Origin of the sequence: Streptomyces sp. NBC_00663 (assembly GCF_036226885.1) — a bacterium.
GTDB lineage: Bacteria > Actinomycetota > Actinomycetes > Streptomycetales > Streptomycetaceae > Streptomyces.
This window is the reverse complement of sequence record NZ_CP109027.1, coordinates 2505255-2529457: the sequence shown is the minus strand read 5'-3', so window position 1 is coordinate 2529457 and position 24203 is coordinate 2505255. Positions and strand designations below refer to the sequence as shown.

18 protein-coding genes are annotated in these 24203 nt (G+C 70.0%); 16 read left to right on the top strand and 2 right to left on the bottom strand.

Going from position 1 to position 24203, the window contains the following annotated elements:
* The first annotated feature begins 46 nt into the window (after nucleotides 1–46).
* From OG866_RS11295 to OG866_RS11265, 7 genes are all read left to right on the top strand, one after another.
* Entirely contained in the window at nucleotides 47–1888 is a 1842-nt protein-coding gene (locus tag OG866_RS11295; protein WP_329333882.1) for a DUF4192 domain-containing protein, read from the top strand.
* Nucleotides 1889–2846: 958 nt separating this feature from the next.
* Complete coding sequence (locus OG866_RS11290) at nucleotides 2847–4763, top strand: glycogen debranching N-terminal domain-containing protein (RefSeq protein ID WP_329344036.1); 1917 nt, start codon at nucleotides 2847–2849, stop codon at nucleotides 4761–4763.
* A 128-nt stretch (nucleotides 4764–4891) separates the two neighbouring features.
* Nucleotides 4892–5650, top strand: a complete 759-nt coding sequence (locus OG866_RS11285; RefSeq protein WP_329333880.1) for an NUDIX hydrolase — start codon at nucleotides 4892–4894, stop codon at nucleotides 5648–5650.
* A 161-nt stretch (nucleotides 5651–5811) separates the two neighbouring features.
* Nucleotides 5812–7956, top strand: a complete 2145-nt coding sequence (locus OG866_RS11280) for an ABC transporter ATP-binding protein (RefSeq protein ID WP_329333878.1) — start codon at nucleotides 5812–5814, stop codon at nucleotides 7954–7956.
* Nucleotides 7957–8118: 162 nt separating this feature from the next.
* The gene (locus OG866_RS11275; protein ID WP_329333877.1) at nucleotides 8119–9006 is read left to right on the top strand and encodes a FadR/GntR family transcriptional regulator; all 888 of its coding nucleotides are present in this window, start codon (nucleotides 8119–8121) and stop codon (nucleotides 9004–9006) included.
* A 442-nt stretch (nucleotides 9007–9448) separates the two neighbouring features.
* Nucleotides 9449–10984, top strand: a complete 1536-nt coding sequence (locus OG866_RS11270) for an RNA polymerase sigma factor (protein ID WP_329333875.1) — start codon at nucleotides 9449–9451, stop codon at nucleotides 10982–10984.
* 168 nt (nucleotides 10985–11152) lie between these two features.
* Entirely contained in the window at nucleotides 11153–12013 is an 861-nt protein-coding gene (locus OG866_RS11265; protein WP_329333873.1) for a S1 family peptidase, read from the top strand.
* Nucleotides 12014–12295: 282 nt separating this feature from the next.
* Here OG866_RS11265 and OG866_RS11260 read toward each other — a convergent pair whose 3' ends face one another.
* Nucleotides 12296–12526, bottom strand: coding sequence for a DUF7455 domain-containing protein (locus OG866_RS11260; protein WP_329333871.1), 231 nt, complete (start codon nucleotides 12524–12526; stop codon nucleotides 12296–12298).
* Between the two features lie 440 nt (nucleotides 12527–12966).
* On the opposite strand from OG866_RS11260, the gene OG866_RS11255 reads away from it, so the two are divergent.
* The 6 genes from OG866_RS11255 to OG866_RS11230 all read left to right on the top strand — a co-directional run bounded on the left by OG866_RS11255 (nucleotide 12967) and on the right by OG866_RS11230 (nucleotide 20375).
* Complete coding sequence (locus tag OG866_RS11255; protein WP_329333869.1) at nucleotides 12967–15090, top strand: DNA gyrase/topoisomerase IV subunit B; 2124 nt, start codon at nucleotides 12967–12969, stop codon at nucleotides 15088–15090.
* A gap of 710 nt (nucleotides 15091–15800) precedes the next feature.
* Nucleotides 15801–16331: a DUF1453 domain-containing protein gene (locus OG866_RS11250; RefSeq protein WP_329333867.1), complete on the top strand. Its 531-nt coding sequence runs from the start codon at nucleotides 15801–15803 to the stop codon at nucleotides 16329–16331.
* Nucleotides 16328–17479, top strand: a complete 1152-nt coding sequence (locus OG866_RS11245; protein ID WP_329333865.1) for a sensor histidine kinase — start codon at nucleotides 16328–16330, stop codon at nucleotides 17477–17479. The genes OG866_RS11250 and OG866_RS11245 overlap by 4 nt, the downstream gene beginning before the upstream one ends.
* Entirely contained in the window at nucleotides 17476–18159 is a 684-nt protein-coding gene (locus OG866_RS11240) for a response regulator transcription factor (RefSeq protein WP_329333863.1), read from the top strand. Before OG866_RS11245 ends, OG866_RS11240 begins: the two co-directional genes overlap by 4 nt.
* A 69-nt stretch (nucleotides 18160–18228) precedes the next feature.
* A complete protein-coding gene (locus tag OG866_RS11235) occupies nucleotides 18229–18786 on the top strand; it encodes a DUF485 domain-containing protein (protein WP_329333862.1) in 558 nt (185 codons plus the stop codon).
* Nucleotides 18783–20375 (top strand): solute symporter family protein, encoded by a 1593-nt coding sequence (locus OG866_RS11230; RefSeq protein WP_329333861.1) that lies wholly within the window; start codon nucleotides 18783–18785, stop codon nucleotides 20373–20375. Before OG866_RS11235 ends, OG866_RS11230 begins: the two co-directional genes overlap by 4 nt.
* 132 nt (nucleotides 20376–20507) lie before the next feature.
* Here the strand turns inward: OG866_RS11230 and OG866_RS11225 are convergent, their stop codons facing one another.
* The gene (locus tag OG866_RS11225) at nucleotides 20508–21200 is read right to left on the bottom strand and encodes a response regulator (RefSeq protein ID WP_329333859.1); all 693 of its coding nucleotides are present in this window, start codon (nucleotides 21198–21200) and stop codon (nucleotides 20508–20510) included.
* A gap of 161 nt (nucleotides 21201–21361) precedes the next feature.
* Between OG866_RS11225 and OG866_RS11220 the strand changes: the two genes are divergently transcribed.
* From OG866_RS11220 to OG866_RS11210, 3 genes are all read left to right on the top strand, one after another.
* A complete protein-coding gene (locus tag OG866_RS11220) occupies nucleotides 21362–22177 on the top strand; it encodes an ABC transporter ATP-binding protein (RefSeq protein ID WP_329333857.1) in 816 nt (271 codons plus the stop codon).
* Nucleotides 22167–23033 (top strand): ABC transporter permease, encoded by an 867-nt coding sequence (locus OG866_RS11215; RefSeq protein ID WP_329333855.1) that lies wholly within the window; start codon nucleotides 22167–22169, stop codon nucleotides 23031–23033. The genes OG866_RS11220 and OG866_RS11215 overlap by 11 nt, the downstream gene beginning before the upstream one ends.
* Nucleotides 23034–23123: 90 nt before the next feature.
* Nucleotides 23124–24179: an ABC transporter substrate-binding protein gene (locus OG866_RS11210; protein ID WP_329333853.1), complete on the top strand. Its 1056-nt coding sequence runs from the start codon at nucleotides 23124–23126 to the stop codon at nucleotides 24177–24179.
* The last annotated feature ends 24 nt before the right edge of the window (nucleotides 24180–24203 follow it).

Below are 24203 nucleotides of genomic sequence, written 5' to 3'. Positions count from 1 at the left end.
TCCACAGGCCGAAGCGGGACTTCGCGATTCGCGAGATCGTCAGGGCATGACGAATCACGGCGAAACGACTGGATCCCCCGAAAGCTCTGGATCTGCCGAAAGTGCGGCATCTGCTGAGGAAAGCCTCACAGCTTTCGAAAGCGGCGAGGCACAGGGAAGCGGCAAGGCAGAGGGAAGGGGCGAGGCGGAGCGAAGGGGTGCGGCGGAGGGAAGCGGCGCACGGGCAACTCTCGGCGCGCGTGACGAGCGCCCGGGACAGGCGGCACGCGTCGACTCCATCGAGTACGACGGCCATGGCGACGACCAGGTGACACTGCGCACCCCGGCCGAACTGGCCGACGCACTGCCCTATCTGCTCGGTTACCGGCCGGAGGACAGCATCGTCCTGGTGGCCCTCCGCGACAAGGACGGACGAGGCCGCTTCGGGGGCCGGGCCAGGCTCGGCATCCCCGCGAGCTCCGACGACTGGCCCGCCGTGGCCCGGCAGTTGGCCCATGGGCTGGTTACCGGCAGTGAGCGCAGGGGAGCCCGTCCCGACCAGATGGTCGCCTACCTCTGCCAGGAACCCGGGCAGGGCGAATCCGGACGACAGGTGATGGAACGGCTGCGACCCCTCGCTCAGCAACTGCGGATCGAGTGCGGCTCCCGCGACGTGCCGGTGATCGAGGCGTTGTGCATCTCCGACGGTCGCTTCTGGTCGTACTGCTGCGTCAGCGAGGCGTGCTGTCCGCCCGAGGGACAGTCGATGGGCCTGCCGGGCACCTCGGTCCTGGCGGCCGCGGCCACCTACGCCGGTCTCCAAGTGCGTGGCACTCTCAGGGAGTTGCGGGCCAGGCTGATGCCCTGGGAGAACGCTGCCGTGCTGGCCCAGGAGATCGCCCTGGACACGGCGGGGATGGCGATCGTCCCGAGGATCCTCGACGGGGCCGGTCGCAGCGGTGTGGCCGCCGAGACCCTGGAACTGGCCGAGCTGGTCATGCGGCGCTTCGCGCAGGCTCCAGCGGTGTCCGGCATTCTCACCGCGGATCTCCGTGACGATCAACTGCTGGGGCACGACGAAGCCGCCTCCCTGATCCTCGGCCTCCAGGACCGTACGACCCGCGACCGCGCGGCCGAGTGGATGGAAGGGGACGTGGCAGGGCCGGCCCTGCGACTCTGGCGCGCCCTGGCACGTCGCTGCGTCGGGCCGTACGGCGAACATGCCGCGGCGCCTCTCACCCTCGCCGGCTGGGTCGCCTGGTCGACCGGCGACCAACTGGAGGCCAGGGAAGCCCTGGCCATGGCGCTGGGCGCGGACCCCGACTACCTCTTCGCACGCCTGCTCCATCAAGCCTGCAACGAGGGTCTGGACCCGGAGTCGATCCGGCGCTGTCTGCGGGCGGAACGTGGAGACAGGGGGCGGCCGGAAGCTCCGGAAGCCGGTGACTCTGTGGCCGGTGGGGAGTGGGGTTGGCCGGTGTCGGGAAGCCTCGAAGGCGACGCGGACGCCGATGCGGCGGGATGCGATGAAGCCGTAACGCCCGGTGCGGCGGCGCGGCATGGCGACTCCACAGGCTGTGGCGAGTCCACCAGGAGCGGTGGGGCCGCAGGACACGGCGAGTCCGCCGAGTCCGTGCCGTCTCCGGCACCGGCGACGGGTTCCGGCCGACGACGCCGGACGCGGTCCGTCGATGCGGCTGCGAGCGGCGCCCGTTCCGGGAAGAGGGAGGGGCGCGGGCCGGGGGCGAGTGCGCCACGTCCTCGCGCCTCTGTGGCGGGAGGCACGCGTCCTGGCGCCGCGCGCACGGGGCGCACGCGCAAGGGCGTCGACGGCAGCGGCCCGGGGGTGCGCGAGGGCGGTGCCCGAGCCGGGGACGTGGGGGATACCGGGGATACCGGGACCACATGACGGCACGCAGGGCGGACAGGGCCGACTCGACGGCTTGGACGGCTTGGACGGGGGCGCCTTGATGGGGCGGGCAGGTAGGGGGCTTTGGATTGCCCCGGGCGGGTCGGTCGGCCTGGGCTGGTTCGCAGCTCGGCTGGTTTGGTGGGCTCCGGCGTTTTCCGTGGCTTGGTCGGCTCGGGCGATTCCACTGGCGTGGCCAGCTCGGGCGGTGTCGGTGGCCTCAGCGGCATGGGTGGCGTGGGTCGCATCCGTCATCCGCGGATCCACCCGGGGTGCGTGGGGTGCGTGGGTCGGGTGTGACACCCATAGGCCCGCATGGGCACGGCCCCGCCGCCATCCGGTCGGCTCGGGCGGGCAGAGGCGTGACCCCGGGGAGCTCCGCTCCGTTCACCTGAGTGGCGGAGCGGCTGGACGGGCCTGCCGTCGTGCCTCCGTTCACAGTCCCGCCACGGTCCAGAGCCCCGCCCCGCCGACGTCGTACCCGCCCGAGGCGCACCGAGCGCAGAAGAAGCCGCCCATGAATCAGCCGACTCCGCACTCCACCGCCGACGACAACCGCTCCGCCGCCTTGCCCTCGGAGCGCCTCGACCTGCCCTCATTGGCGAACAGCGCCGGACGGCGCGACGATCCAGGTGAGCGGAGCAGCTCTCCCGGATCCCCGGCCTCGCCCCCTTCCTGGGAGGCCGATCCAGCGGAACGTCTCAGCCGGACGAGAGGTCATCTCGCGCTGGACTTAGGGGTGCCGGACGCGATCGAGGTCGACGGGCCGCCCTCCGTCGCAGCGGCAGACCGGCCGCGTTCCTCGAGCCGGCCGACGACAGTCCGGCCCACGCCTCATGCCTCGACATCACCGCACGCCGTCGGGAAGGCAGGCCGCCCCCCGGCTTCACCCGCTCAGGGCGGCCGGCTTCCACCGCCCCGCCGTCCCGCCGACCTCCCGCCTACCCACACCACCTTCATCTGTGTCGCTCTCCCCGGCCTCGCCATCTCCACGGAACAAGGGCAGCTGACCGGTCAAGGTCTGGAGGGGTTCTACCGGGCGGGCCGGCGTGTGCTCTCCCGCTGTCTGCTCCGGGTGGCAGGGCGTGAACCGCTCGCGGTCCAGGCGCGGATGACCGCGGCAGACAGTGCCCGCTTCCTGGGCACCGTCCGAACCTCATCGCATGTGGGCCCGGACCCGGACGTGGTCGTCGAACGCATCCGGTACGCGGACGGTACGGAGCGGATCACCTTGTACAGCGCGGCGGTTCGGCCACTGAGGCTGCCGGTCGAGGTTGCTCTCGGTACCGATCTGGCCGACCTGGGGGCCATTGCGGGCGGCGCCCCGGCACCGGAACTGCCCGCCAGCGTCCACGACTCCGGCCTGCGCTGGGCGTCCCCTACAGGGAACGCGTCGGTCACGGCCGACCCGCCGCCCGCCGACGCGCTGGCCTCGGCAGGGCTGCTGCGCTGGGAGTTCGTCCTGCCGCCGGGCGGCAGCGCGAGCGTGGAGCTGCGCGTGCGTCCGGACGGTGCGGGACCCGTCCGGGCCGTGGGCCGGGCGGCGACAAGCCCTCTCGCTCCCGCCCGGGCGATGGGCGACGACCCCAGGGCGCAGCACCTGCTGCGGACGAGCATCGAGGACCTCCAGGCCCTGCTCCTGCGCGACCCCGCCCACCCCACCGACATCCACCTGGCCGCCGGCGCGCCCTGGCGCTGCGGTCTTGCCCCGGTCGACGCGCTTACCGCGGCCCGCATGACCCTGTCCCTCGGCACCCGCCTCGCCGCGGGCACCCTGCGCACCCTCGCCCGCACCCAACTCCAGGTCCCTGGACCACAATCCGGCATGATCCCCGGTCCCAGACGCGACGCGGGCCCACACCTGCCTCCGAGTTGCACCGGCACGGAAGCCACCCTGCTCTTCCCGGTGCTGCTCGCCGAAGCCCGTCGCTGGGGACTACCCGACGCCGAGACGGAGGAGCTCCTTCCCACCGCCGAGAGCTGCCTGACCTGGCTGCGGACCACAGTCGGCGACGCCCCCTATCTGTGCGACCCGCAGCCCGGGGGCCCACTGCGCGTGGAGACACAGGCCCATGCCCATCGCGCGGCCCTGCTCGGCGCCGACCTGCTCGACAGCTGCGGCAGACCGGGCGGCGCCGGGCTGAAGCAATGGGCGCAACAGATGCGGGCCGCCTTCCGGGACGACTTCTGGATCGACGACCTGGGGGGCGGCCGACCCGTGGTGGCCCGTGCCCCGGACGGTCGGCCCGTCCCGCACCTGGGCGCGGCGGCCGTCCACCTCCTCGACACCGGTCTGTTGGGCGCGGGCGAACTGGCTCCCGGGCTGCTCGACAAGGTGCAGACCGAACAACTCGCCCGGCTGCTCGGCGGCCCCGCCATGGACTCGGGCTGGGGGCTGCGAGGGCTGGGTGCGAAGGAGGTGGGTTACAACCCCTTCGGTCACCGTGGGGGTGCCGTCAGAACGCACGAGACGGCGGTTGCCGTCGCGGGTCTGGCCGCTGCCGGGTACGAGAAGGAGGCGACGTCGCTTCTCCGGGGCGTGCTGGCGGCGGCCGAGACGTTCGGCCACCGGCTGCCCGAGATGTTCGCGGGGGAGCAACGCACGGACGGAAGCGCTCCTGTCCCACACCCGGCTGCGTGTCGGCCCGCGGCCACTGCCGCGGCCGCCGGGGTGCTGCTGCTGACCACGCTGGCGGGGATCCGACCCGACGCCCCCGCCGGGACGGTCACACTGCGTCCCCTACGCGGTGCGCCGCTGGGCGAGATCGTCCTGACCGGGCTGCGGATCGCGGGCGGCCCGTTCTCCGTGCGGGTCGGCCGGCTCGGTCTGGCCATGGTCGAGGAGGCGGCCGACGGACTGCAATTGGGAGCGTGACCTCATACGACGCGCTGCCGGGCCGAGCCGCCGCGGGCGGTGGGCGGGTCCCGGACCGAAGTGGATCAGCCACCGATGCGGCCGACGAAGGGAGTGTTTATCGTCAGGCAGACGACTATGATCGCCGCATGCCCTACGACCCGTCAGCGTTTCCGCCCTTCGCCGTCACCGTGGATCTGGTCGTGCTGACCGTGCGCCGCCATGCTCTGTGCGCGCTGGCGGTGCGCAGGGGCGAACCGCCCTTCCAGGGGCGCTGGGCGCTTCCCGGCGGTTTCGTGCGGGCCGACGAGGACCTGTCGCAGGCGGCGGCCCGTGAACTCGCCGAGGAGACCGGGCTGCGCGCCCATGAGCCGGCGGCCCCGGCGCAGGACAACGGCGCTCACCTGGAGCAGCTCGCGACCTACGGTGACCCCAAGCGGGACCCTCGCATGCGGGTCGTCAGTGTCGCGCACCTCGCGCTCGCCCCCGACCTGCCCGCACCCCGGGCGGGCGGCGACGCCAGCAACGCACGCTGGGCGCCGGTCGAGGAACTGCTCCAGCAGAGCGGGTACGGGCGCGACGGCGAACCGGTGGCTCCGCTCGCCTTCGACCACGCGCAGATCCTGTCCGACGGTGTGGAGCGAGCCCGCTCCAAGATCGAGTACTCGTCACTGGCCACGGCGTTCTGCCCCACCGAGTTCACCGTGGGAGAGCTGCGCCGGGTCTACGAAGCGGTGTGGGGGGTGGCCCTGGACCCACGCAATTTCCACCGCAAGGTGACCGGTACGCCGGGCTTCCTCGTGCCCACCGGTGGGACGACCACGCGCCAAGGTGGCCGCCCCGCCCAGCTCTTCCGGGCCGGTGGCGCCACGCTGCTCAACCCGCCGATGCTGCGCCCCGAAGTGTGAGGTCGGCCCAACCTCCGTCGCCGCGGCGGGAGCTGGGGCACCTGGCGATGGCGACAGGGGCGACACGGCGGCGAACACCGGTACGAGCGGCCTGACTACCGCCTGCGGAGCGGGCCGTGCGATGACCGAAAAAACGGACATAGCGCGCTATCTTGCTTCGGGTGATCCAGGCCTTCGGACTGACCAGCAACCCCCGCAAGGAGCTTCCGCCCGCCGTCGACGACGTCTCCTTCGAAGCCCGGGCAGGCCGCGTGACCGCGCTGCTCGGCGCGCCGGGGGCGGGCAAGACGACGGCGCTCAGACTCATGCTCGAACTCCAACAGGGCCGTGGTGTCACCTACTTCAGAGGCCGCCCCCTGCACCGGATCGCGCACCCGTCACGCGAGGTCGGCGTGCTCCTCGGCGACGTACCGGGCCATCCCTCCCGCACCGTCCGCGGGCATCTGCGCATGCTGTGCGCCGCCGCGGGGGTTCCGGTGCGGCGGGCCGACGAGGTCCTGGAGGTCGTCGGGCTCGTCAGCCTGCGTGAGGAACGCCTCGGCACCCTGTCGCGCGGCATGGACCGACGCCTCGGCCTGGCCTGCGCCCTCCTGTCCGACCCGCACACGCTCGTCCTGGACGACGCCGCCGACGGACTCTCCGCCCGTGAGAGCCGCTGGCTGTACGGCATGCTGCGCGCCCACGCGGGCCAGGGTGGCACGGTGCTGATCACCACCGCCGACCCCAAGGAGGCCGCCCGCACTGCCGACCGGGTCGTCACGCTCGACGAAGGCAGACTCGTCGCCGACCAGGAGGCCGATGAATTCGCCCGCACCCGGCTGCGGCCCCGCGTCGCCGTCCGGACCCCGCACGCCACCCGCCTCGCGGCCCTCCTCGCTAAGGAAGCCCGCACCAGACACCGTTCCGTCGAGGTCGTCCGCGAGGGCGGCAACCGTCTCTCCGTGTACGGCAGCACCTGCGCCGACGTCGGTGAGGCCGCCTTCCGTCACGGCGTCCTCGTCCACCAACTCGCGGACGAGATCGGCGACATGGGCCCCGGCGCGGGAACGGCTCCGAGGGGCGATGGCCTCGATGCCGAGACCCCGCTGACGTGCGGCGACGCGTCTGCCGGATCAGGTACGACCACCGTGCCCGGTGAGTCAGATGCTTCGGAGCAGACCGGCACACCGTCAGCCGACCTGCTCGCCACCACCGTGCCGAGAGAAGCGGGCCCAGCGGAGAAGGCCGGCATCCCTTCAGCGCCCCTGGCCGACATCACCCCACCAGACGAAGCCGACATCCCCCACGGCTCCAGCAGCCCCGCCCGTGAACTGACGGCAGCCGGCCCACGCCAGGGATCCGATGACGTACCGCGGTCGGAGTCACCGTCACGATCGCGGCCGCTGCCGGACCCACCGTCAGCGCATTCCGCCCAAGACGCCTCACATCCCGCCACGTCCGAGGCGACGTCCACCCCCGCCCGGGGCTCCCGCCCCTCGACGGTCACCACGCTCGACGCCCTGTCCGAACTTCCACCCCCCATCTCGGTCCGCCCCGCCCCCAGCCCCCTGCGCCCACTGCGGTACGAGCTGCGCCGTGCCGCGGGGGTCGGTACCGGGTTTCTCACCGGGGCCGCCGTGCTCGTCGTGTCCGCCCTCACCGCCGTACTGCTCGCCCGCATCGGCCACACCCCGCAGTACCGTCTGCTGGCCGCGTGGCCGCAGGAATTGCCGCTGCCGCCCGCGGCGCTCGGCGCGGGACTGCTCGGGGCGTTCGCCTTCGGGGACGAGTTCCGCCACCCCGCCCTGGCGGCGGACCGCGGCACCGTGCCCCGGCGGCTGGGGCTGCTCACGGCCAAGCTCGTCGTCTCCGCCGCCACCGCGCTGCTGCTGGCTTTTCTCACGGTGGGCTGCGACGCCGAAGTGCTCTATCTCGTGTACGGACGGGAGCTCGCGCGAGTTCCCAGCGAGTGGCTTTCACTGAGCGCGAGTTGGATGGGGCTCGTCGTGGGCTGTGCTTGGGCGGGCGTGCTGGCCGCGGGCATCTTCCGGTCCACCACGGCCGGGCTGGCCGCCGTGGTCGCCGTACCCGTCGTCGTCGTACCCCTCGTACAAAAAGCCTTGGAAGGACCGGCTGTGCGGACGGCCGCGGGATTTCCGCTGCGGCTTCGCGAGACGTTTCTGCTGCAATGGCCCTTCGGCGGAGAGCGCTATCTGTCCGCCGTGGCGCGTGTGATCGCCCAACCGGTTGGTGGGGCGCTGACGTTGTCGTTGATGGCTCTGCTCTGCGCATATCTGCTCACGGGCCTGCGCAGCAGGGTCCGATGACGACCGTCCGCGACCTTCCGGTCCCGCTCTGTGCACAACTCCCCACGGAAAGCACATTTCTTTCCGATAAGGCGTCAATTGCGACGGGGTGAGCGATCACCCTTTCGTGTGCTTTTCACCAAAGACCTCAAGGGAGTTGGGGACGGCGCCGACAAAGGATCCGTGAGTACCCTTGCGCACACCATGATGACCGCCGCCCGCTCCGCAGACTCCGGTCTCGCCGGCCCGGGCGAACTCGACCGCTACCCCTACACGGATGCGCCCGCCGCAGACCGCATCGGGACCTCCGCCTGGGACACCGCGGAACCCGAGCTGGGCCGCGTGGGCCGACGGACCGCGGGCAGCCGTGGACGCGGACTGCACGGCCAACTCGTCCAGCAGCTGGGCCAGATGATCGTCTCCGGCGACCTGGGCGCCGACCGGCCCCTGGTGCCCGAGGAGATCGGCCAGCGTTTTGAGGTCTCCCGCACCGTCGTCCGCGAGTCCCTCCGTGTCCTGGAGGCCAAGGGCCTGGTCAGCGCCCGGCCGAACGTCGGCACGCGCGTGCGCCCCGTCAGCGACTGGAACCTCCTCGACCCGGACATCATCGAATGGCGCGCCTTCGGGCCGCAGCGCGACGACCAGCGTCGCGAGCTGAGCGAGCTGCGCTGGACGATCGAGCCGCTCGCCGCGCGCCTCGCCGCCGGTCATGGGCGCGAGGATGTGCAGCAGCGGCTCACCGACATGGTGGAGATCATGGGGCACGCCATGGCGCAGGGCGACGCGCTGACGTTCTCCCGCGCGGATGCCGAGTTCCACTCCCTGCTCATCCAGCTCGCCGGCAACCGGATGCTGGAGCACCTCTCCGGGATCGTGTCGGCCGCGCTCCAGGTGTCCGGCGGCCCGGTCATCGGGTGTGAGCGGCCGAATGAGGCCTCGCTGGCGCAGCACGGCAGGATCGCCGACGCCCTCGCCGCCGGCGACGGCACGGCGGCCGAGACGGCGATGCGCCAGTTGCTGACCGTCCACCCGGAGGTGGAGCGCGTGGTGCCGGCGCCGCGCGAGCACTGACCACGCACCGCAGGCGGCACGGCCGGAGGGTGCCTCCCCCCTCCTGGGCACCGTTCGGCCGAAGGGCCGCCTCCCGTCGGACCCCGCAGGATCCTTCGGAATCCTGCGGGGTCCGACGGCGCGGGCTAGGTGGTTCGCGAGCTGGTTCGCAAGATGTTTTTTCCTCCCGGCGCCCGCAGGTGACCTCTTCTGCCCGTGTCTGACCGTTTTTGAGCGCTTACGGGGTGTGACTCGGGCCACGCAGATTGGGCGTAACGCTCGTGGAAACAACGCGATGACCTAAGAGGTGACAGCCGCGGAGGGAATACGGACGCCATGAATGGCGCTGTGCATCTTCCCGGCCCCCGCCCGCACCGTCGGCCCATCTCCACGGCCGGTGGTCGGTTCCTGTCCATCCCGGACGGGGCCGGAAGCCGTTTTCCAACGTTCCGAGAGGTTGTTCGTGTCGGCCAGCACATCCCGTACGCTCCCGCCGGAGATCGCCGAGTCCGTCTCTGTCATGGCTCTGATTGAGCGGGGAAAGGCTGAGGGGCAGATCGCCGGCGACGACGTGCGTCGGGCCTTCGAAGCTGACCAGATTCCGGCCACTCAGTGGAAGAACGTACTGCGCAGCCTCAACCAGATCCTCGAGGAAGAGGGTGTGACGCTGATGGTCAGTGCCGCGGAGCCCAAGCGCACCCGAAAGAGCGTCGCAGCGAAGAGTCCGGCCAAGCGCACCGCCACCAAGACGGTCGCGGCGAAGACGGTGACCACCAAGAAGGCCACCGCCACCGCCACCCCCGCGGCGCCCGTAGCCGAAGCCTCCGCCGAGGACGAGGCGCCCGTGAAGAAGGCCGCCGCCAAGAAGGCGACGACCGCCAAGAAGGCCGTCGCGAAGAAGACCGTCGCCAAGAAGACGGCGGCGAAGAAGACCGCCGGCGGCAAGGACGATGCCGAGGTCGTCGAGGACGAGGTCCTTGAGGACATCAAGCCCGGTGAAGAGGAAGAGGAGGGCGGCGAGAGCAAGGGCTTCGTCCTCTCCGACGACGACGAGGACGACGCGCCTGCCCAGCAGGTGGCCGTGGCCGGTGCCACCGCCGACCCCGTCAAGGACTACCTGAAGCAGATCGGCAAGGTCCCGCTGCTCAACGCCGAGCAGGAGGTCGAGCTCGCCAAGCGCATCGAGGCCGGTCTGTTCGCCGAGGACAAGCTGGCCAACGCCGACAAGCTCGCCCCCAAGCTCAAGCGCGAGCTGGAGATCATCGCCGAGGACGGCCGCCGCGCCAAGAACCACCTCCTGGAGGCCAACCTCCGTCTGGTGGTCTCCCTGGCCAAGCGCTACACCGGCCGCGGCATGCTCTTCCTGGACCTCATCCAGGAGGGCAACCTCGGTCTGATCCGCGCGGTCGAGAAGTTCGACTACACCAAGGGCTACAAGTTCTCCACGTACGCCACCTGGTGGATCCGTCAGGCGATCACCCGCGCCATGGCCGACCAGGCCCGCACCATCCGTATCCCGGTGCACATGGTCGAGGTCATCAACAAGCTCGCGCGCGTGCAGCGCCAGATGCTCCAGGACCTGGGCCGCGAGCCCACCCCGGAGGAGCTGGCCAAGGAACTCGACATGACCCCCGAGAAGGTCATCGAGGTCCAGAAGTACGGCCGCGAGCCCATCTCCCTGCACACCCCCCTGGGCGAGGACGGCGACAGCGAGTTCGGTGACCTCATCGAGGACTCCGAGGCCGTCGTCCCGGCCGACGCGGTCAGCTTCACGCTCCTCCAGGAGCAGCTGCACTCCGTCCTCGACACCCTGTCCGAGCGCGAGGCGGGCGTCGTCTCGATGCGCTTCGGTCTCACCGACGGTCAGCCGAAGACCCTCGACGAGATCGGCAAGGTGTACGGCGTGACGCGTGAGCGCATCCGCCAGATCGAGTCCAAGACCATGTCGAAGCTGCGCCACCCGTCGCGCTCGCAGGTGCTGCGCGACTACCTCGACTAGGACGCGGTCGTACGACGTCGAAGGCCCGGTTTCCCCGCGAGGAAGCCGGGCCTTCGTGCTGGGCGGGAGCGGGTGGGGGCCGGCCGTGGCGTCGGGCGCGCGGGTGCGCGCGGCGGCGTGGTGAATCACTCTGGGTTTCCCAAGTCCACCCCAGAGTGAGGAACGCGCATGCGTCGTCCCTTTTCCCGGGCGCTGAACCGGTCGCTGGTCCTGGCGGCCGTGGCGGGTGCCATACCGCTGGCGTCAGCGGCCCCTGTGGCCGCCGACAGCATCGTCGTGGGCGGTTTCCCCGTCGACATCTCGGACGGCCCGTGGACCGTGGCGCTGTCCAGCCGTGACCGGTTCGGGGGTACGCGCGCAGGGCAGTTCTGCGGCGGCGTGGCCGTCGGCCGGACCACGGTGCTCACCGCGGCCCACTGCATGGGCGAGGACGTCCTGGGGGCCCCGCCGAACCAGGTGCGCGACCTCAAGGCCATCACGGGGCGTACCGATCTGCTCTCGGATCAGGGCCAGGAGATCCGCGTACGTGCCACGTGGGTGAACCCGGGCTACGACCCCGCCACCAACGCCGGGGACTTCGCGGTGCTCAGCCTCGCCAAGCCGCTGCCGCGTGACTCCGTCATCACAATGGCGGCCGACGGCGACACGGCGTACGAACCGGGCACGGACGCGACGGTGTACGGGTGGGGTGATATCTCGGGCAGCGGCGATTACGCGCACAGCCTGCGGGCCGCGCGCCTGCACGTCCTCTCCGACGGCCTCTGCCAGCAGGCCTACCCGGGGAACGCGGACGGCACCTATCGCGCCGACTCGATGCTGTGCGCCGGCGAGGAGCAGGGCGGTCGCGACGCCTGTCAGGGCGACAGCGGGGGGCCGCTGGTCGCGCAGGGCAGACTCGTCGGGCTGGTGTCCTGGGGGAGCGGCTGCGGGCTGCCGGGCAGCCCTGGGGTGTACACGCGGGTGTCCGACATCGTACGGACGCTCGGGTGGGGCGTCGGCAGGGCCGGCGAAGCGCACCCGGGGCCCTGACGGGGCCGAGAGCGGTTGCCTGGCAGGTTCAGTGGTCCCACCCGGCTTCCCGGGCGCCATGGGCGCGGCGGCAGGTTGGAGCCCTGAGAGTGCCTGTCCGGTGGAGCTTATGAGGGCCGACGGGTCGGGCCTTGTGAGGTTTTGAGATCGATGGCTGCTCGGAACCTGTGGGGACTCCGGCAGCGATCGTCGGTATGAGCACGGACGGCCGCCCTAGGTTTCAGGGGCGGCCGTCCGCATGTCGGCCTGATGCCGATGCTGGCTCGTCGTGGGTGCGAGGTATCAGCGCTCTTCTTCGGGACCCGTTACCGGAGCGGTCGTCAGCCGCTCCGTCTCGTCCTGTATCTCAGCGGCGATCTTCTTGAGTTCCGGCTCGAACTTGCGACCGTGGTGGGCGCAGAAGAGCAGTTCACCGCCGCTGAGCAAGACGACGCGCAGGTATGCCTGGGCGCCGCAGCGGTCGCAGCGATCGGCGGCCGTCAACGGGCTCGCAGGGGTCAGAACAGTAGTCACGTCGCCTCTTCTCTAGCTCGACGAGCTGTCGTACCAGGGTCAACATCCAACCAGCCCTAAAACGTTCCCGCTCGGGGCTTCTCCTCGAAAAAATCTTTCGAGGCCGGCCGTCTGCTGCCGGTTGGCGGCGAATGTGCCGTATTGCGTGTCTATGTGTCTTACGGGTTCGCGCTGTTTGTCGATGTCTGTCCTCCCGGCTGGGTTGCCGGTTGTTCATGAGGACGTGCCCGGAGCCTAAATGGTTCATGCCCCGAAGGGAACGTGATATGTACTTCACTCCAACGAGGGATCGAACATGCATGCGACTCTGGACTAGTGTGAGTTCAGACGAGGGTGGCGTTACAACGGCTCTACCAGGCCTCGGTACCCTCTTGGCGGCGGCTGAAGCCGCGCCTTTACCCACTAGGGCCACACCTGAAATTCAGCGAGGAGCGAACCGCGTGACCGCCGAGACGTCCGTGCCGTCCACAGCGCTGCTGGCAGGAGCAGACCGGGACGGTTCCAACTACACCGCGCGGCACCTGCTCGTCCTTGAGGGGCTCGAGGCCGTGCGTAAGCGCCCGGGCATGTACATCGGCTCGACTGACAGTCGTGGCCTGATGCACTGCCTGTGGGAAATCATCGACAACTCCGTGGACGAGGCCCTCGGGGGCTACTGCGACCACATCGAGGTCATCCTCCACGACGACGGGTCGGTGGAGGTCAGGGACAACGGCCGGGGCATCCCGGTCGACGTCGAACCCAAGACCGGCCTGTCCGGCGTCGAGGTCGTCATGACCAAGCTGCACGCCGGCGGCAAGTTCGGAGGCGGCTCCTATGCGGCCTCCGGCGGTCTGCACGGCGTGGGCGCCTCCGTGGTGAACGCCCTGTCCGCGCGACTGGACGTCGAGGTCGACCGCAGTGGGCACACCCACGCGGTCAGCTTCCGGCGCGGTGTCCCCGGCGCCTTCGCCGGCGCCGGGGCGGACGCGAAGTTCGACGCCACGAGTGGTCTGCGCAAGGCCAAGAAGATCCCCAAGACCCGCACCGGCACACGCGTGCGGTACTGGGCCGACCGGCAGATCTTCCTCAAGGACGCCAAGCTCTCCCTGGAGAACCTCCACCAGCGCGCCCGCCAGACCGCGTTCCTCGTCCCGGGCCTCACCATCGTCGTACGCGACGAGTTCGGTCTCGGCCAGGGCGGCAGCAAGGGCGAGGAGTCCTTCCGCTTCGACGGCGGTATCAGCGAGTTCTGCGAGTACCTGGCCACCGACAAGCCGGTCTGCGACATCCTCCGCTTCTCCGGCCAGGGCACGTTCAGGGAGACCGTCCCCGTCCTCGACGAGCACGGCCAGATGACGCCGACCCAGGTCACCCGGGTGCTCGACGTCGACGTCGCGCTGCGCTGGGGCACGGGATACGACACGACCCTGAAGTCGTTCGTGAACATCATCGCCACGCCCAAGGGCGGCACCCATGTCGCGGGCTTCGAGACCGCGGTGACGAGCACCATGCTCGAGGTGCTGCGCGCAAAGAAGCTGCTGCGTGTCGCCGAGGACGACATCGCCAAGGACGACGCCCTGGAAGGCCTCACGGCGGTCGTGACGGTCCGCCTGGCCGAGCCGCAGTTCGAAGGCCAGACCAAGGAAGTCCTCGGTACGTCCGCGGCCCGGCGCATCGTGAACACCGTGGTCTCCAAGGAACTCAAGGCGTTCCTGACCTCCACCAAGCGGGACGCCGCGGCGCAGGCCCGGGTCGTCATGGAGAAGGTCGTCGCCGCCGCTCGGACGCGCATCGCGGCCCGTCAGCACAAGGACGCCCAGCGCCGGAAGACGGCCCTGGAGTCCTCGTCGCTGCCCGCCAAGCTGGCCGACTGCCGCAGTGACGACGTCGACCGCAGCGAGCTGTTCATCGTCGAGGGAGACTCCGCGCTCGGTACGGCGAAGCTGGCCCGGAACTCCGAGTTCCAGGCGCTGCTGCCGATCCGCGGCAAGATCCTCAATGTCCAGAAGTCGTCCGTGACCGACATGCTCAAGAACGCCGAGTGCGGCGCGATCATCCAGGTCATAGGAGCAGGGTCGGGCCGGACCTTCGACATCGACGCGGCCCGCTACGGCAAGATCATCATGATGACCGACGCCGACGTGGACGGCTCCCACATCCGGACGCTGCTGCTGACGCTGTTCCAGCGCTACATGCGGCCGATGATCGAGGCGGGGCGTGTCTTCGCGGCGGTGCCGCCGTTGCACCGCATCGAGTTGGTCCAGCCCAAGAAGGGACAGGACAAGTACGTCTACACGTACTCGGACCGTGAGCTGCGCGACAAGCTCATGGAGTTCCAGAGCAAGGGCGTCCGGTACAAGGACTCCATCCAGCGCTACAAGGGTCTCGGCGAGATGGACGCCGACCAGCTGGCGGAGACGACCATGGACCCGCGCCACCGCACTCTGCGCCGGGTGAACCTCTCCGACCTGGAGGCCGCTGAGCAGGTCTTCGACCTGCTGATGGGCAACGATGTGGCGCCGCGCAAGGAGTTCATCTCCAGCTCGGCTGCGACGCTGGATCGGTCGCGTATCGACGCGTAGCGCTGCGCTTGGCTGGGACGGGGTGTGGGTTCTGGGCCGGGCCCGGGTTGGTTGCGGGCGCGGCTTGGTTCTGGGCCAGGCCCGGGTTGCGAGCCGGGCCCGGGTTGGTTGCGGGCGCGGCTTGGTTCTGGGCCAGGCCCGGGTTGCGCGGCTTGGTTCTGGGCCAGGCCCGGGTTGGCTGTGGGCATGGCCTGGTTCCGGGCTCGGTTTGGTCCTGGGCGTGGATAGGTGCTGGGCCCGGGTGGGTGCTGGGCTTGGCTTGGACCTGTGCGTGCCTTGGATCTGGGCTGGGCTTGGATCCGAGCCGGGCTCGGACCTGAGGCGGGCACTGGCCCCTGGCCCGGTGCTCAATTGCCCCGCCCATGCTCAATTGCCCCACCCGTGCTCAACCCCTGGCCTGAGGCTCGACCGCTCGCCTGATACCAAGGCCCTGGGCCCCGCCCTCCCAGGTAGGCGCGGTGCTGGTTCCCCCGGGCAGGCCCCGCGTCGGTCCAGCTCTTTGGCGCGCCCAGGGGATCGCTCCACTGCGAGGCCTGCTCGAACCAGCCGTTCCTCCAGGCTCTCCACCCGTGGGTGGAGCCCGAACGGGCTGGTGCGTCCACCCACGATCCACCCCTGCTCCGATCCCCTGACCAGCGAATTTCCGTAGCGTCGAAGGCGTCGGCAGCGCTCGCTGTCGGCAGCGTCCCTCTTCGCTCACGGAGGCTCTGATGTCCGGGCTGGTCGACGGATTCCTGATCGCGGCCGTTGTCGTCGTGGTGGTCGCACGCCAGTTCCGCGCGCAGCGGATCGACACGGAACGGCGCTGGTGGCTGCTGCCGGTCGTGCTCGGCTTCGTCGCGCTGAGGGAACCCGGCCTCATAGATGCCCACCACCACACCGCATCGGTCGCCCTGCTCACGGTCGAGCTCCTCATCGGTCTCACCATCGGAGCGGCCTGGGCCTGGACCTCACGCATATGGACGGAGCCTGACGGTGCAGTGTGGAGCAAGAGCACCAAGGCGAGCGGGCTGGTCTGGCTCATCGGCATAGCCCTGCGCGTCGGTCTCTACGCCTTCGGCGCCGCGCTCGGCATCCACCAGGAATCGTCCGCTCTGCTCCTCGCCCTGGCTGCCACGCTGCTTGTCCGCTCGGGAATCCTCGCCTGGCGTGCTCAGTCCTCGTCGTCCCGCACGGCTCCCGTCCGAGGCGCGGCGTACGGTGACGACATGCCCCGGCGCGCCTGGAAGGAGCGTGTGTGAAGGAGAACGCCTGGACACGCTGGCCGTCCCGGGAGGCGCTGGGGCGTGAGGGAATCTCAAGGCCCCGACGCCTGCTCGCCTGGGCGGTGAGGCTGCTGCTCCTCTCCCTGCTGTTGTGGGGTGCCCTGACAAGCAGTTCCTCCCACGGCTGGAGAATCGCCGCGGGTGCCGGGGGGTTCGCCGTGGCCGCCTTGTTGGCCTGGGCCTTCTACCGCGCCACGCTCCAGCATCGGCTCTGGCTCTCGCTGCTGTCATGGGGTCTCCTCCAGGGCGTCGCGATCGTGGCCCAGGTGTCCGGGCTGTCGGTGCCGGCCCTCGTCATCTGGTGCGCGTCCGCTGTCGCCGCACTGGAACGGCTGCCTCTGACCGCCGCCGTGCCGGTCACGGCGGTGGCGCTCGGTGCCTACGGGGCCCTCAACGACGACGATGTGCTGACGACCGTGGTCACCTGCCTGGGGCTGGCTCTCGCCGGGTACACGCTGCGCCTCGACGCCGAAGCCCGGGGCAATGCCCAGCGGCTGCTAGCCCAGGAGCGGGCCGCGCGGGCGGCCGAGGCGGAGTCGGCGGCGCTCGCCGAGCGGGCCCGTATCGCCCGGGAGATCCATGACGTGCTGGCTCACAGCCTCTCGGCACAGCTCGTGCACTTGGAGGCCGCCCGGCTGCTGATCGAGAGGGGGGCGGACCGGGACCAGATCCTCGAACGGGTCGTGGCGGCGCGGGGGATGGCGCGAGACGGTCTCACCGAGACGAGACAGGCACTCTCGGCCCTGCGCGGTGAGCTGACCCCGTTGGAGGACTTTCTCGCCCAGCTCGTGGGCACGACCGTGGAGGCCGAGGTCACCATTACGGGTGAGCGCAGAGCGCTGCCGGCCGAGGCCTCGCAGGCGGTGCGGAGGGTCGCGCAGGAGGCTCTGACCAACGTCCGCAAACACGCGCCGGGCGCCAAGGTGCGGCTCCGGCTGGACTACGGGCAGCATCAAGTGACCCTTGACGTACGGGACTCGGGAGGCTCGCCGGGCGAACTCACCGCCGCGGGAGCCGGGTACGGTCTGCTGGGCATGCGGGAGCGTGCCGAGCTGCTCGGCGGATCGCTGGACGCAGGGCCGGAGGAGGAGGGATTCGCGGTGACGCTGAAGGTGCCCGTATGACGGAGGAGCTCGGCGGCAAGGTCGCTCGGGTGGTGGTCGCGGACGATCAGACCGTCGTCCGGGAGGGCATCGTGATGCTGCTCGGGCTGCTGCCGGGGGTCGAGGTCGTCGGAGCCGCCGGAGACGGGGACGAGGCGGTGCGGCTCGTCGCCGAACTCGCACCGGACGCGGTGCTGATGGACCTGCGCATGCCCCGCTGCGACGGCGTGGAGGCGACCCGGCGGATCCGCACCGAGCACCCCGGGACGCAGGTGGTGGTGCTCACGACGTTCGGGGACGACGAGTCGCTGTTCCCGGCCCTGAAGGCGGGAGCGCGCGGCTATCTCACCAAGGACGCGGGCGGCGACGAGATCGTGCGGGCGGTGCACAGTGTGCTGTCCGGGGACGCGGGCCTGTCGCCAAGCATCCAACGGCGTCTCCTGGAGCGGCTGTCGGAACCCGAACCCCGGGCGGCCGAGCCCGCGGAGCCCCCGGACGGGCTCACCGGGCGGGAGACGGAGGTGCTGCTTCTGATCGCCGAGGGCCTCAGCAACCAGGAGATCGCCCGCAGGCTGCATGTCTCCACGGCGACCGTGAAGACCCACATCAACAACATGTTCTCCAAGACCGGTCTCAAGGACCGGGCACAGGCGGTGCGTTACGCCTATGCGAAGGGACTTGTGCGGCCTCCCGCGGGTTGAATCACCTGATGGGGTGAAGCGTGAGGGGAAGAAGAGTCGGGGATCTTCCCGTTCTGTCCATCCTGGGGCATGCAGTCAAGCAACGGTCGTCCCCGCGGCGGCGGGGGTGATCCCGAAAGTGCGACCGAAAGCCACGACGGGTTCGACCCGGCTCTCTCCGAGACGCCCACAGCCGTGAGGTACGACGACCCCTGGTACGACGCACTCGCGTCAGGTTGGGGGGAGTTGAGCGACGTCGGCGCGGCGGTCCCGCGGTCCGTCGCCGAGACCGGGCGTACGGAGCGCGAGGACGCGGCTGCGGAGGTGTATCTCCAGGTGCAGCGCAGCGCGGCGTTCCAGGAGGTGCGCAGTCGGTACCGACGGTTTGTCGTGCCGGCGTTCATCGGGTTCTTCGGCTGGTACGTGGGGTACGTCGTGACCGCGACGACCGCGCCAGGGCTGATGGCCCGGCCGGTGGCGGGCGCGGTGAACGTGGCGATGGTCGCGGGACTGGGCCAGTTCCTCACCACCTTTCTGCTGACCTGGGCGTACGCCCGGCATGCGCGGCTGCGTAGGGATCGGGCGGCGTTGGAGCTGCGCTGGGACACCCAGGAGCTGACGCGCGGGATCCGGGGTGGTGTGTCGTGACGGGTGATCATCAGACGCTGGCATTGCTGCTGTTCAGCGCGTTCGTCGCGGTCACCCTGGCGATCACGACGTGGGTGAGCCGTAACCGCCATGGTTCGGCGGAGGAGTTCTACGCGGGTGGGCGGTTGTTCTCGCCGATGGAGAATGGTTTTGCCATCGCGGGCGACTACATGTCGGCGGCGTCGTTCCTGGGGATCTCCGGGCTCATCGCGCTCTTCGGGTACGACGGGATGCTGTACTCGGTGGGATTCCTGGTGGCATGGCTGGTCGTGCTGTTCCTCGTCGCCGAACTGGTGCGTAACTGCGGACGGTTCACGCTGGCCGACGTGGTGGCCGCGCGGATGAATGAGCGGCCGGTGCGGATCGCGGCGGGAACCTCCTCGGTCACCGTGTCCGTTCTGTATCTGGTGGCGCAGATGGTGGGTGCGGGGAGCCTGGTGGCGCTGCTGCTCGGAGGCACCGGTGAGGCGGCGCAGACCTGGACCGTCATCGGGGTCGGTGCGCTGATGGTGATCTATGTGTCGTTGGGAGGGATGCGGGCCACCACGTGGATTCAGATCGTGAAGGCCGTCATGCTTCTCGGCGGCACCATCGCCCTGACCGTGCTCGTCCTGGTGCGCTTTCACGGAGACTTCGACCAACTGCTGCTCAGCGCGGCCGAACGCAGTGGACACGGCGAGAAGTTCCTGGCGCCCGGGCTGAAGTACGGCGGGGACTGGACCGCGCGCTTCGACTTCATCAGCCTGGGGCTGGCGCTGGTCCTGGGCACCGCGGGGCTGCCGCACATCCTGTCGCGCTTCTACACCGTGCCGACGGCACGGGCGGCGCGCCGTTCCGTGGTCTGGTCGATCGGGCTCATCGGTGGCTTCTATCTGATGACGATTGTCCTCGGGTTCGGGGCGGCCGCGATCGTGGGGCCGGAGGCGGTGCGGGGATCCAACGCGGCCGGGAACACGGCCGTTCCGCTGCTGGCCCTCGACCTGGGCGGCGGCGCCGACTCGACCGGCGGAACGGTTCTGTTCGCGATCGTCGCCGCCGTAGCCTTCGCCACGATCCTGGCCGTGGTCGCCGGCATCACCCTGGCCTCCTCCGCGTCCGTGGCCCACGACCTGTACGTGTCCCTGCGGCGGCGAGACAGCAAGCCCCGCAGTGAGGTCGCCGTGGCACGTGTCGCTGCCGTCGGTATCGGCGTGGTCGCGATCGCCCTGGGTCTGCTGGCCCGGGATCTCAACGTGGCCTTCCTGGTGGGCCTCGCCTTCGCTGTCGCCGCGTCCGCCAATCTGCCGGTGCTGCTCTACTCGCTGTTCTGGCGCGGCTTCACCACGCGCGGGGCGGTGTGGGCGGTGTACGGCGGGCTCATCCCGGCCATGGTGCTCGTGCTGCTGTCGCCCGTGGTGTCGGGCAGCCCCGAATCACTGTTCCCGGGCGTCGACTTCCAGTACTTCCCGCTCCAGAACCCCGGGCTCGTCTCGATCCCGCTGGGCTTCGTCGCCGGCTGGCTCGGCACGGTCACCTCGGCGGAGGTGGCCGACGAGGCCAAGCACGCGGAGACCGAGGTGCGGTCGCTGACGGGGGCGGGGGCCGCGTAGGAGGCGGCGCCTTCACCGGCGTACAGCGCTTGCACCGGCGTACAGCGCCTTCGTCGGCAATGCCTGCTTCGTCGTACGGCGCCTTCATCGTCGTACGACTGCCGCAGCCGCAGCCCTGCCGCAGCCCTGCCGTTAGGGCGCCACCCACGCGTAGCGGTGTTCGGGGCGGCCCGTGTCGCCGTATTTGAGGGAGAGGCGGAGGCGGCCCGCCTGTTCCAGGTGGCGGAGGTAGCGCTGGGCGGTGGAGCGGCTCAGGCCGGTCTCGGCGGCGACCTCGTGGGCCGACAGAGGGTGGTCGGCGTGGTGCAGGACGCGGCAGATGAGGTCGGTCGTCGGTTCCGAGTGGCCGCTCGGCAGGCCCGGTGACGGTGGCGCGGGGGTGGTGCGCAGCGCGCCGAACATGCGGTCGACCTGTTCCTGGCCGGCGATGCCGCGGCCGCCGACGCGGTCGACGGTGCGGCGCAGGGCGGCGTAGGAGTCGAGGCGGGAGCGCAGCGCGGCGAAGGTGAACGGCTTGACCAGATAGTGCAGGGCGCCGAGGCGCATCGCGGTCTGGATGGTCGTGACGTCGCCGGCGGCGGTGATCATGATGACGTCGGTGCCGTGGCCCTGCTCCCGCATGCGGTGGACGAGGTCGAGGCCTGTCTGGTCGGGCAGGTAGTGGTCGAGCAGGACCAGGTCGATGGTGCCGCGCTGAACGGTCGCCAGGGCCTGCGCGGCGGTGTGGGCGCGGGCGGCGACCCGGAAACCGGGAACCTTTCCCACGTACTTGGCGTTGATCTCGGCGACACGGAAGTCGTCGTCCACGACCAGGACGTCAATCATCGGGCCTCTCTCCGTGGCGGCCGGGCGAGCGGTGCGCCCGTGCTTCGGCTCCGTTGTTGTAGCGCGAGCAAAACGAGCACAACAGGCTGTTGCAGGCAAAAGAACGGCATGCGCTCAGAAGGCTGCTGCCGTCACCCGGGTCGCGCCTACCGTCCCCGGCCATGAGCGCAGACACCAGCCCCGCCATCGAGCTGCGGGGCGCGAGCAAGACGTTCAGGACCCCGTCAGGGGCCCTGCACACGGCGGTCCGGGGACTTGATCTCACGGTCCGGCGTGGGGAGTTCGTGGCCGTCGTCGGGCCCACCGGTTGCGGAAAGTCGACCACGTTGACCCTGGTCAGCGGCCTCGAAGAGCCCTCCGATGGCGAGGTCGTGGTCGCCGGAGAGCCGGTTCGCGGCGTGGGGGACAAGGTCGGGTTCGTCTTCCAGCAGGACGCCACCTTCCCCTGGCGCACGGTCCTGTCCAATGTCATGGCGGGCCCGCGTTTTCGTGGTGTGCCGAAGACGGAGGCGAAGGCGAAGGCGCGTGAGTGGCTGGCCCGGGTCGGGCTCTCGGCCTTCGAGGACCGCTATCCGCACCAGTTGTCCGGCGGACAGCGCAAGCGTGTCGCGCTCGCCGCGACCTTCGTCAACGACCCCGAGATCCTGCTGATGGACGAGCCGTTCTCGGCGCTCGACGTGCAGACCCGGGCCCTGATGTCGGACGAGCTGCTGGAGCTGTGGGAGGGCTCCGGCGCCTCCGTCGTGTTCGTCACCCACGACCTGGAGGAGTCCATCGCGCTGGCCGACCGGGTCGTCGTGATGACGGCCGGCCCGGCCACCGTCAAACACGTCTTCGACATTGACCTGCCCCGCCCGCGCAAGGTCGAGTCGGTGCGCCTGGAACCGCGGTTCATCGAGATCTACCGCGAGATCTGGGAGTCCCTCGGCGAAGAGGTCCGCATCACGCGCGAGAGAGGTGCCGCCCATGTCGCCTGAGGTCATCAGCACACCGGTCGTCGACACGGCCAAGACCCCACCGGACCGCGCTCATTCACGCGCGCGTGCCGCCCGTAGACGCAAGATCGTCGTCGCGGCCTGCCGGGCGCTGCTCCTGGTACTGGTGCTCGGCCTGTGGGAGATCCTCGCCCGCGCCGAGGTCATCGATCCGTTCAACTTCTCGATGCCCACCAAGATCTGGGACCAGATCTGGACCTGGGTGACGCACGGGACCGCGCTCGGATCCTTGGGCGAACAGATCTGGTACACGCTCCACGAGGCGCTGCTCGGCTGGGTCTTCGGCGTGGCCGCCGGTGTGGTGTTCGGTATCGCTCTGGGACGGATCACCTTTCTCGCCGATGTCCTTGGTCCATACATCAAGGTGCTCAACTCCATACCCAGAATCGTCCTCGCACCCATCTTCGTGATCTGGTTCGGCCTCGGGCCCGCCTCCAAGGTCGCGTCCGCGGTCGTGCTCGTCTTCTTCCCGGTGTTCTTCAACGCCTTCCAGGGCGCCCGTGAGGTCGACCGCAACCTGGTCGCCAACGCCCGCATCCTCGGGGCGAGCGACCGCCGGGTGACGCTTCAGGTGGTCATCCCGTCCGCGACCTCGTGGATCTTCACGAGCCTCCACGTCAGCTTCGGCTTCGCCCTCATCGGCGCGATCGTCGGCGAGTACATCGGCGCGACGAAGGGCATCGGCCTGCTTGTCGCGCAGTCGCAGGGCACCTTCAACGCGGCCGGTGTGTACGCCGCGATGGTCATCCTCGCCGTCGTCGCGCTCGTCGCCGAAGGGCTGCTCACCTTCGCGGAGCGCCGCATCTTCCGCTGGAAGCCGACGGGTTCGGACAGCTGACCCGAGCGCATCCCCGCCTCTCCCGCCTCTCCCCTCCCCTCCTTTCTTCTCCTCCCTCCGCCTCCTCCCCTTCACAAGGACGTGAACCCCATGCGCAAGACCGCCAGATACTCCGCCCTGGCCGCCGCCGGCCTGCTCGCCCTCTCCTCGCTCACCGCCTGCGCCAATGACGCGGCCAGTACCGCCTCCTCCGGCAGCAAGGGCGACGGCAAGGGGACGAAGGTCAAGATCATGGTCGGCGGCCTCGACAAGGTCATCTACCTGCCCGCGATGCTCACCCAGCGGCTCGGCTACTTCGACGCCGAGGGCCTCGACGTGGAGCTGCTCAGCGAACCCGCCGGTGTCCAGGCCGAGACCGCGCTCGTCTCCGGCCAGGTCCAGGGCGCCGTCGGCTTCTACGACCACACGCTCGACCTTCAGGTGAAGGGCAAGCACGTCGAGTCCGTGGTGCAGTTCTCGCACGCGCCCGGTGAGGTGGAGATCGTGTCCACGAAGCAGGCGGACGACATCACCTCGCCCAAGGACTTCAAGGGGAAGAAGCTCGGCATCACGGGTCTCGGCTCGTCGACCGACTTCCTCACCAAGTACCTCGCCGTCAAGAACGGCGTGAAGGTCAGCGAGTTCACGCCGGTCGCCGTCGGCGCCGGACCGACCTTCATCTCGGCGCTCCAGCAGGGAGCGATCGACGGCGGCATGACGACCGACCCGACCGTCGCGACGATCCTGGACAAGAAGGCGGGCAAGGTCCTCCTCGACATGCGCACGCCCGCGGGGTCCCAGGCGGCGCTCGGCGGTCCGTATCCCTCGTCAAGTCTGTACATGCAGACGGACTGGGTGAATGGACACAAGGACACCGTCCAGAAGATGGTCAATGCATTCGTCAAGACGCTCAAGTGGATGTCCACACACAGTGCCCTGGAGATCGCCGAGAAGATGCCCGCCGACTACTCCCAGGGCAACAACATCCTCTACGCGTCGGCCATTGAGAGCACCTTGCCGATGTTCACGGACGACGGGGTGATGCCGAAGAACGGCCCCGAGACCGTCGAGAAGGTGCTCAAGGCGTTCAACCCCGCCGTCCAGAAGGCCGACGTCGATCTCGACAAGACGTACACGACCGAGTTCGTGGACAAGGTGACGGACTGACGCCTATGACGACGGCATCCGTAT